The organism is Lunatimonas lonarensis, from assembly GCF_000390185.1.
GTDB lineage: Bacteria > Bacteroidota > Bacteroidia > Cytophagales > Cyclobacteriaceae > Lunatimonas > Lunatimonas lonarensis.
Genome location: NZ_AQHR01000028.1, coordinates 1 through 10,503 on the forward strand (window position 1 = coordinate 1; position 10,503 = coordinate 10,503).

A 10,503-nucleotide genomic window follows, 5' to 3' on the forward strand; every position below is an offset into this window, starting at 1 on the left:
ACCGTTAGCTCTGAAAGTAAATGAGTTTCTAATATACGGGATTGGCGGTAACGTTTTGCGTGTATGTGCAGTAGCGGATTAGAAGCATTTACCTGTCCGCTTAGAATAAAGTTTCTTAGATGCACAGACCTTCGATTAACCACCTCACCCGCTATTGCCACATACACGCTGTTACCGCCTGGTGTTCTTTCGTATCTTCTATATGTTTTTTTATTTTTCTTCAACAAAATATGGAATGTGTTTTAGTTTGTCTTTGTCGTAATGAACAACGCCCGAAATGTTTAATCTTCCTAACCATTCGTCTCGGTTTCTATGGTCGCCTCCAATAATTAATTTCTCTCCTAAAACAGTCCAAAATATATTCAAATTGTTTTCTTCTAATTTTTGAACCAAGTCATTTTTTCTTACGATAAGACAAGAATGCGTTGGTTGTGTTGCGCAAGGGTCAAAGCAAATCATTTGTCCGTCTTTGCTTAAAAGTTGTCCTTCAATTTTTGAATATTGCAAGTCAAGAACATTGAAAAGAATTTCTGTCGGTTTGTAAAAACTAATAGTAGATTCTTTTGATGCGTCATATTCTTCTTCCCATAAATAATTGACTGCTGTTACTGCAACTTTACCGACAAGTTGATGAGTTGTGTTGTCGTAAATTTCTGACCAACTTACGCCACTATAATAGGGGTCGCTAAAAGTTTCATTTGCTGCTGACCAATAGAATTCTCTACTAAACATTTGATATCTGTTCGTTGATTCAGGCATCCATCTTCCCATAAAGTTTTTATCTTTTGACCATTTCAAAATTTTGACGTGGTCTTTTTTCTTAGTGATATAACTTCTGATTTGATACCACAAATCTTTATGCGGATTTTCATATTTATCTTCACCGATGTCTGCGGGTTCAGTCCAAGATTTGTGCATTTCAAGCACCAACCATTCAACACCATCTTTGTCAAACACACTTATCATTTCCAATGGACTTGGTAGGTCATCGGTTTTGAAAATCCACTCTTTGTTTGGAAGTTTCCAATTATTGTAATCAGTAGGATTCCACCAAAACTTTTCATTCTTGTTTTCTGGATTTCCCTTTATTGTAATTGTCGGGTCAATATCTCTCACATATGGTTCCCAAGGTCCCATATATGGAATTGGCTTTGCACTTTTACTATATGAGTCTTCGTAAAAGGGGAGATTGTCCGAAACTCTTGCAAGTAGCTCATAGAACGCAATCCATTGATATTTTTTTCCAATTCTTTCTGTTTTATGCGAATGTCTTCCATCGTAGCGAATTTTTCTATCAAACTTTCCGTGCTTTTCTACATCGTAGCCATATTTTTCAATAATCCATTTAACAGCCAAATTACTTAGTAACTGTGCATTCACACTCCAATTGTCAAAAGCACTTTCAAATGTATATCTACCAAAATCTCCATACATCTGCCCCCCAATATTTGTTTTCATAGAACTAATAATAGAATTTAAACTCCAATAGTAGTCTTTGAAATCTTTTGCCTTATAGTCGTATTCGTATTTTTCAATTTCTTGATTGCTTGGAAATGAAGTTGGTAAATCGCTTTTAAAAGGCGGCTTCGTTTTGTTTAAATCAAAATCAAACTTGTGTCCTTTGAAAACAGCGTAGTCAATAATTCCTCTTGCGTAATCTCTCAGTAAAATATCAGGAACTACATTTTTTGTATTGAAAACAGATTCATAAATAAAAACTCCTAAATCTTTTAATGATTCTATTTTGCTTGTTCTTATAGCGCAACCAAACGCAACGGCATATACTCGCTGTAAAACATAAGGGTCATTCACTTTTTCAAATGTTTCAATGAGTTGCATCAAAACGTTTATTCGTTCTTCTAAAAGACAAATAATTGCTTTTGTTGTAGAATCTCTTAACGCTCTGTTAGTGCTTGTTGTAAACCAAAACAATGTTTGGCACATTAAACGAATTGATTCATCAGAAATGTTTTCTCGTTTATCATCTGTCCACGCCCAATCAATCATTCGTTGGATAGAAGTGATTTCATCAGGATAACTTGGGTATTGATGATGAATAAATAGTGTCCACCACGAATCTCTGTCAGCCATACTAAATCTCATTAAATGATTGTGCAGAAAATCACTATTGAAATAGTGTTTCGGCTGTGATGTGATTAAAAGAATTGTACTAATGAAATAGTCGTGCAAGTCGTGTTTTTGAATTACAACTTCATTTATGTAAACTTTTAGTTTATCATTGATTGTTTCTTTCTTTCTCCAAACGATACTTTCAACAAATGTCTGTGCGACTACATCAAATTCTTTTGCGTGTGGTGCGGCTTCAAATAATTCTATACCTACCAATTCAGGTAATTGAATTGAAAGAGCTTCAATAATTCCTTTGTTGTAATAAGATTTATATTGGTCTTCAAGTAGTGAATGTAGTTTATTTCCTGTAGTAAAAGAATTAGTCGGATTCTTCTTGTCAAAATGATTTTCCAACAAGTAGGCACAAACTAAATGGTCGCTAAATCTTTCATAGGAAATATAAACACCGTCAAAAGAATTTCCACCTCTTTCCCAATATACGTTTTGAGTGAGAAGTCCTTCCCGAATTAAATCTTCAAAAAATTGAGCGGGTTCTGTAATTGAGTTGTCTTTGGCAAATTGAGTAACGGTAGCATACGCATCGTCAAATTTTATATAGGTATTTTCCGTGTCAGCAATTTGGCTTGCAATTTTCTTTACAACTTTTTGAGTTAGATTTAAGTTTTCAGGCAACCTGTGTTTTTCCGAAACCTTACTATTAATAGCTTCAAGATAGAAATTAAGAATAGTAGAAATACCTTCATAACCATCGGGTATTTCGTGTAATCCTTTCTTGCTTAATCCTTCGCAAAATAATTTCAGGAATAATGGATTTGAAAATTCAGGGTGAAGTAAAGGAATACTTGGTTGTTTAATTCCGTAATACTCAAAAAAATGTTTCGATGCTTCGTATTCGTGATGTGAAAAACCGTGATGAATAACTTTTATGACTTCTTTTTTTTCGGTTAGTGATTCAGGAATTAATAGTTTTTCATAAGAAGTTCTAAGGCTAAAGACTACACCTATGTTCGGATATTTCTTAACTGCGGAAATGAAGCCTGAAATGTAATTTTTCCACAATTCTTTTCCTTTCCCTTCATTTATTGCATCTATCAGAATTAAAATTCTGCTTTGTGTTGTTTCGGATTTTGCATTTAGGGAGGCAAGAAACGTATCTCTATCGCAATTTAATTGAAGTTGTTTTTTGATTTGACTCCAAGGTTCTTCCTCTGTGAAATGTTGACCAAGCAATAAAATTGAAAATTGATTTCGTTCTCTTCTTTTCACTGCCACATCGGCAAGTAAATGAGATTTCCCTTTTCCTGCTTCGCCTGTTAAAAGCAGAAAAGGTTTGTTTGAAAGAAGAACTGTTGTGCTATTCAGAAATTCAATGAACTCATAAATTGAACTATTGAGCTTTCTGAAATACTCTATATCCCAACCAAATTTATTTGTATCACTCTCGTATTTACTTTTTTCTTTTTTTTCTTTCTTGAGTGTAGAATCTATTTCATATAATTTATGGATTAAATCGTCAGTGATTTTTCTAACATCTTCTAATAGCGAACTTAAACCAACATTATTAATAGTGCTTATTTCAACATAATCAATTTGCTCACATTGTTGTCTGAATGTTGTGATTGTTGAGACAATTCTATCAATATGGTCTTTAACTTTTGCTTCTTTTAAATGAGTAACTGCTTTTCTATAATGTTTAAGTAAATCATCAAGATATGAGTTGAATTGTTCGTTGAAATATTTATCTCTGCTAATTCCGTCAAATATCTTTGCAATTGGCAATTCAAAATTCAGTTCGGGTGTATAGCGCTTGTCAAGATTTTTAATATTCTCATCAAGTTTTTGTTTAAACCATTCATCGGAAAATTCTTCCTTGCCAAACCAATAGTAAAGTTTGCCTTCGTTTTCTTTCTTACTTAATCGCTCAAAAATTTCTGAATTTCCCCAAAAATCAAATTCAATCGTTCTGTTGTTTGATTTTGCAAATGCTTCCCATTCTGCTACTTTTCCATTCCATTTATCCATAAAATGGTTCACTTGTTGCCCTCTTCGCTTTCCTTTTGTGATGGTTATTCTTGGGTCTGGTCTATCTAATGGAACGCATATGTAATACTTTATTAAATTCGGATGTTTTGCAAAAGCTGTTTTAAACGATTCATCAAGTTGTGTCCATTGAGAATCGCCCATTGTAGTAAAAAACTTTGCTTGCCAACCATATTCTGAATTGTCAGAAAGTACACAATACGCCTCAACCCCGCCGTCAGGTGCAGCAACTCTTATAAATTTAGATTTGTTTGGAATTTGTTCTGCTCTTGCTAATTGACAAACAAGTTCTTCAAAGCCATTTTTAATATCGCCATTAAATGCTCGTAATTTATTCCACTCTATGTTCAATTGTTTATTTTTTTAAGAGATGTTGGTATTATGTTTATATTCAGTTTGTCGTCCTACACTTGGCGGTAACGGTTGGCGTGTATGTGCAGTAGCGGATTAGAAGCACTTACCTGTCGGTTTAGTACAAAGTTTCTTAAAAGCACAGACCTTTGATTAACCACTTCACCCGCTATTGCCACATACACGCTGTTACCACCAGTGCTTCCTTGTCTGCCGTGGTTTGTCGGTCTATTTGATACTACGTTTTTCATTGTCTTTTGTCGTGCGGTGGGGCATTTTTTAAAATTTCTTTTTCTCTTGGGTTGGCTTTGCAAGCTCTTTGACAAAGCTTTGGGTGCAGCGTTGGCTTGTGCGGCTTTGGCAATGTGCTTGCAATATGGAGTTCAAGAATGGCATTTAGAACTTTATTAAAATTGAAATTACTATAAACCCGATTGTGATTATTGTCCAAGTGATATACGTATGCGTTTTCTGTTTTTTGGCATTCGCAGAAATTTCCTGTTGAAAGCTAGAAATACTTAGATTAATTTTTTCTTGAAAGGTAGCAAATGAAAGGGATTGCTTTTCAGCTGCTTCCTTTAGCTTATCACTAATATTTCGCTCTACACTTTCAATTCGCCCTTGAACATTTTGAATAGCAGAAAGAATGCCCGCAATATTAGCATCGAGTTTGTCCATCCTAACTGGTAGATTCAGGTCGTGAATTGAGTTCGCAGTTTCAGTGGCAATCTGTTTGGTGTTTTTCTGAAGATCAGCAATTGACGATTCAAGTTTTTTGGTTACACTTTTTTCAAAGCCTTCTAATTTCTCCGGCAACTTTTGTTTCTCAATAGTATTTGCAAGTGCTTCATTTGATTTCACAGAAGCATCAATTGTGTTTTGCAACTTTTTAAAACGACCATCTAAGTCTGCTTTTACAATTATTTCAGATGCTTTTTGAAGTTCTTCAAGCGTAGCCTTTCTTGTTTCATTCAGGTAAGCGATTGTTTCCTCTACTGTTTTTTCAATTTTATCAAGTCTATCCGGAAAATTTATGGTTTCTATCTTGGTAACTACTTTGCTTACTGCATCTGTCAGTTTAATGAAAGAATCATAAGTAGCCTTAAGCTCTTCCACTTTCTTATTGAAATGGGCTTCGGCATGGTTAACAGTTTGAACAGCCTTCTTTACATGTCCTTCAGCCAAGTTCAGGTATTCTACTGTGGCCTTAAACTGTTCCAATTCTTTCTGAAGGGACTCTAATTCCGCATTTATCTGTTGTACTATTGGGTTTGCCATACTAGTTTAAAATTTTATTCAAGTTCCTTAAGGTGGTATTTGCTTTTTGTAAAGGATTAAGTAAACGTTTAATCATTATTGAGTCAAAGTCAAAGTTAAAGCCATTTAACTCCATGAAGTGTTCAAGTTCCCCATTCTTGTCAATCAATTTTGCAGTAAATTCATTATATACACTTTCCAATTTTTTGTCACTCCAATTTGATTCTTTCTCTTGTATGCTTGAGAAAGCATTTAGTAATAGGTTCTCAGCTTCTTGCAGATACCGTGGGTTTTTATATTCGAGCATGTAAAGGGTGAAAGCGTTAAGCAAGAGTAATGTGTAGCTGTCAGGTTGGTTATTAAGCATTCTTGTGCATGCACCTCTTAGATGCTTTATGTTATCAATTTGGCCCGCTTTTGGGTCTTCTTCAACAATTTCTATAAAAAGCCAAACCCATTTCAAATCTTCATTTTTGCCATTATCTGTAAGGTCTGGCAATGAGGCATTGACTTCTTTCCCTTTTTCATTGAAATATGAGTATCCTGCTCTTGCGTACTTTGAATTAAAATAAAGGTCAATGTAGTCTTTCAATTCTACACTACCTCTCTCAAGACCAATTCGACAAGCGGTTTTCATGTCATGAATAGCTAATTGCCGCTTCTTTTGAATTTCGCTGTAAACAAAATTTACTAGAAAATAAAGTGCTTTACGTATTGGAGTTGGTTCATCAATCCTTTCAAGATTACGCAGTTTAGCTTTAGTCGTTTTTTCTGAATAGTATTTTAATAAATATCTATGAAGGTTTTCACGATACTCTTTCGCTACTTTTTTACTGCCTTTAAGCGTAAAAGTATTGGATGAAAAATTTACTGTATAATCATCAATTATGCCAAGTGTTGACAATCTGTAGATGGCTTTCTCAGTATCCAATTTATCACGGTAACCATTGTAAAGTGCCATAAACATTTTGTAGGCAGTACCTGTCGGATTGCCTTTTGAGAGATCTCTGCTATTGCAAAAAGTTTCAAAGTCTAATTCCTGACCGTGAGTAAAACGTTCGTAATTGTCACAAACTTCCTCAATGAATGATTCTGCTTCAGTACAATTAGCTCGCATTCTTTGAACTATTTGTTCTGTAAATGAAGGGTGCACAACTTTCTTTAGCCATTCCGTTATTGTTTTTACACGCTCTTTCGTGTTGTTGTAAAAGCCCACTGTAATACTAAAATCGTCACCCTCTCTTTTTGATTCGATTATTTTTTCTATGCCAATTTGTTTGTCACTTCGTTGTAACCATAAGTAGGCAGCCTCATTTAAATTTAAGCTTTGAATATATTCCTTAAGAAGTGGGAAAATTTGAGCAGAAAGCATAGGATTGACAGACCCGCCTGGAAACCCGTTTAAAGTATTGAGGTCAAGATAACCTAGCGGTTCCGAGAAATTAAAGTTTACATAGAGTCTTTTATTTATGCCGCCCTCCCAGTAGTTACATTTAACATTAGTATCAAATTCATTATTTATTAAATTTTCCAATTCAAAAGTTCTATCTGGAAAATAGATTTCTGTAAGCAATTCATCCAACACCGCCAATTCCTTAGCAATACCTTTGAAGGAGTTTTTATGGAAGTACATGTTGATATCCAAGTCATGATCAACAAGCTCTTCTTCAGTTGGTAGGTCAACTTCTTGGTCATTAAACAAAATGTATGAGAGTGCGATTTTCCTATCTCTCCCGGCACGACCAGCCTCTTGAACATAACTTTCAATTGAACCTGGGTAGTTAATATGAATGGTGCACCTTATATTCTCTTTATCTATACCCATACCAAATGCCTTGGTTGCCACCATCAAGTTCAATTCATTATTAATGAACTTATCCTGATTTTCAAATGACTCCTCTTGGATGGCTTTACCAATAGTGTCAGAATCATTACCCGAACCCATAAAATAACCGGCATTTATTTCTGGTTGTGAAATAAGAATATCATAATACCCTTCACGTACAACAGGCATACCCGCTTTGTCAATCTTGAATTTGTCAGTAACCCCAAAAGAACCTTTCGTATGCGGACAGAATATCAGTGCGGCATTTTTGTTATTTGAATAAAACTCAGCAGGTGAGTAGTTCTCAATTTGCATCTTCTTAAATGCCTCTTGTTCTCCTTTACCATTCAGTACCCAATCAGTTTCACTGAAAACATAATATGGATCGCTTAAAAACCTATAAATTGTTTCAGGCAAATCTGTCAAAAGTCTTTTTACTCTTGCTTGTTTCTTACCACTTAATTCCCTTTTTAAGTCCCAAATGTTATTTAGTGCTCCTGTTGGGTAGGTGACCTCTTCAATAACGTATTGCAGTTCATTTCTTTTTGAGTATTCAGACCTGATTATCGACTCTTCAGTTAGTCTTCTATTTTCATCATTGCCTGACAATTCTCTTTGTACGTCTGCAAGTACATCATAAGAGGCAGTAGCTGTTAATCCGAATAATGGAATATGTTTCTGATTTTTGGTCTTACAATATCTTATCGCATTCTCACCTAGTCGTAAATATGCTGTTCTAAAATCGTGGCCCCATTCAGATACGCAATGAGCTTCATCAATAATGCAATAGCTGAAATAAAGACCTTCATCATGCATATCACCCAGCAAATTCCTAAACTCCTCCATTTGCAATCGTTCTGGAGAAATGAAAACAAATTGAACTTCCCCGGTGGCTAGCTTTCGCATTGCTTTTCTCTTTTCTTCGCCATGCAAAGTCGAGTTAATGTACACGCACGAATCAATCAGATTTCTATTTAAACCATCTACTTGGTCTTTCATTAAAGACCTTATGGGGTCAATTACTAAACAGATACCAGGCTGTAATAAAGCAGATAGTTGATATGTTAATGATTTGCCACCCCCTGTTGGTAAAAGACCAATAACACTTTTACATTGTAATGCATTGTGCATAATTGGCAATTGCCCTTCACGAAAGCTTCTTTTTCGAAATAAGGATTGTAAGAGATATACCAAACCTTCTTTAATTCTTAAATCTTCGATACTCCAAACCCCGCTTTCGTTATGGTTAACACAGAATGGCCTGTATTTAATAAGTTCAGCTGTGGCAATCTTCCTTTTTGTGTCTTTATAATGTATTGAACGAATGGTTATTATTTCTTTTGCATTTGAAGCGATATTTCCACTATTATTAAATCTTTCTAATACCGAGATATCAATAACCAGATCAAAAAATTTTGTCGAATTGAATTCACTAATTAGCTCAGGGCTAGAAACGTGATAATTGCTATTTATAAACTCTTGAGTAGAAAAAACACTCAACTCAATTTTAGGCAATATGAATGGGTCTTCTGATAGGGAGCTTAATACTTCCGTGGTTTTTATTAAATCATCAATCGCCAATTGAGCACATGGAACATCTCTCTCCAATATTGCTATTGACCATTTTTGATTATTCAAGTCTAGTATGCTTTTGGCTATTGCTTCAAGTATAGCTCTTTGGAGTCTTGCTACAGCAAATGGTATTAAGCATATTTGTATAATATTTTTCCCGTTTTCCGTTTCCCAAATCGGGTTTTTAAAATTATTTATACAATTTTTTACATAATCGTTATTTATCGCAGGAACAAGAATGTTCCGAATCTTATTTATAAATTGTTGGCTACCGAATTCTGATGTTTGTATACGAAGAGTATTATGCCAGCCAGATTCTGCTACAATTTTGTCCCTTTCCGTATCAAGAAATATTTGTTCAGGCGAACCGTGTTGAGATCCATCTATTTCAATTACAATTCCATTAGCACCTTCAATTGATGTATATGGAAATTGAATTGAAAAGTCAGTTCGTTGTTGTTCAAAGTTGTTTTTTACTCTTGTCTGAACTTTCTCTAAGTCTTTTATGTCTTTAACAATACTGGAAATAGTTCTCTGTGCTGCTAATAGTTGAATAAATGCGACTCCATTTTTTCCAAGTGCATTAGGCAAGCCTTCAAAAACGAAATTCTCTTCATAGTTACTCCCTAAATTTTCCCGTGATTGTTCATAATTCTGTTTTTGAGTTTGAATATCTAATCTAGGTTCAATTAGATGTAAACATCTAAATATTAAATCTTTAGCTTCAGGGGTTAGCTTGTTGTACTGAACAACAATAGAACTATCATTTTCAGTATCATACTTTAGAAAGCCACTTCTATCAATTATAAAATCAAGTGCATACTTGTTTAGCTTCGTTGGTGTCCCTCTTTGAATAAGGTTAATAAGTATAGCTATTCTTGATGGGTACTCAATTTCAGTATTTTCAAATTTACTTCTACTTTCAAATGAAAAATAGGAACACCAATTTGTTAGCTCTTTAAAAGCAACCTGTTTCGATGATTTTTTCTCAAAAACATCTTGCAAGCCATCGACAATATATCCTGCCTGAAACTGTCTCATTTTGCATGTCGATTAAATAGTGCGTTGGCAAAAAACGGCTCTTTTGGTTTTGAGAAGCGTTGGCTTGTGTATTGGGCAAAACCAAATGTGCCATTTGTGCTGCTGGCTAAAAGAAATTTTAAAAAATGCGAAGGGTGGGCTTTTTCTTTATTTTCTGTCACTTGTCCCAATAGCAAAACACGGTCAGTTTGAAAGTCTGTCCGCTTGGTTGATATGGTCTGTATGTTGAGTCCATTTTTAGTCATTGTCTTGCTGTGTCGTCTGTCTTTTTAGCATTGGTGGTAACGGCCAAGGCTAAGAGCAGGCGGGCATTAAAACCCGATTCT

At 34.8% G+C, this 10,503-nt stretch carries 6 protein-coding genes; all 6 read right to left on the bottom strand.

Annotation, left to right across the window (positions count from 1 at the left end; translation table 11 throughout):
- Window positions 1-224: hypothetical protein (locus ADIS_RS23350; RefSeq protein WP_238325368.1), on the bottom strand; the 224-nt coding region annotated here is incomplete at its 3' end.
- Complete coding sequence (locus ADIS_RS03875; protein WP_010853022.1) at window positions 211-4,482, bottom strand: NACHT domain-containing protein; 4,272 nt, start codon at window positions 4,480-4,482, stop codon at window positions 211-213. The genes ADIS_RS03875 and ADIS_RS23350, both read right to left, overlap by 14 nt.
- 53 nt (window positions 4,483-4,535) lie before the next feature.
- Complete coding sequence (locus ADIS_RS23115) at window positions 4,536-4,733, bottom strand: hypothetical protein (RefSeq protein ID WP_081634856.1); 198 nt, start codon at window positions 4,731-4,733, stop codon at window positions 4,536-4,538.
- 145 nt (window positions 4,734-4,878) lie between these two features.
- Window positions 4,879-5,760: a hypothetical protein gene (locus tag ADIS_RS03880; protein ID WP_010853025.1), complete on the bottom strand. Its 882-nt coding sequence runs from the start codon at window positions 5,758-5,760 to the stop codon at window positions 4,879-4,881.
- A 1-nt stretch (window position 5,761) separates the two neighbouring features.
- Complete coding sequence (locus ADIS_RS22165; protein ID WP_010853026.1) at window positions 5,762-10,177, bottom strand: DEAD/DEAH box helicase; 4,416 nt, start codon at window positions 10,175-10,177, stop codon at window positions 5,762-5,764.
- A complete protein-coding gene (locus tag ADIS_RS03890; protein WP_035804616.1) occupies window positions 10,174-10,422 on the bottom strand; it encodes a hypothetical protein in 249 nt (82 codons plus the stop codon). Before ADIS_RS03890 ends, ADIS_RS22165 begins: the two co-directional genes overlap by 4 nt.
- Window positions 10,423-10,503: the final 81 nt, after the last annotated feature.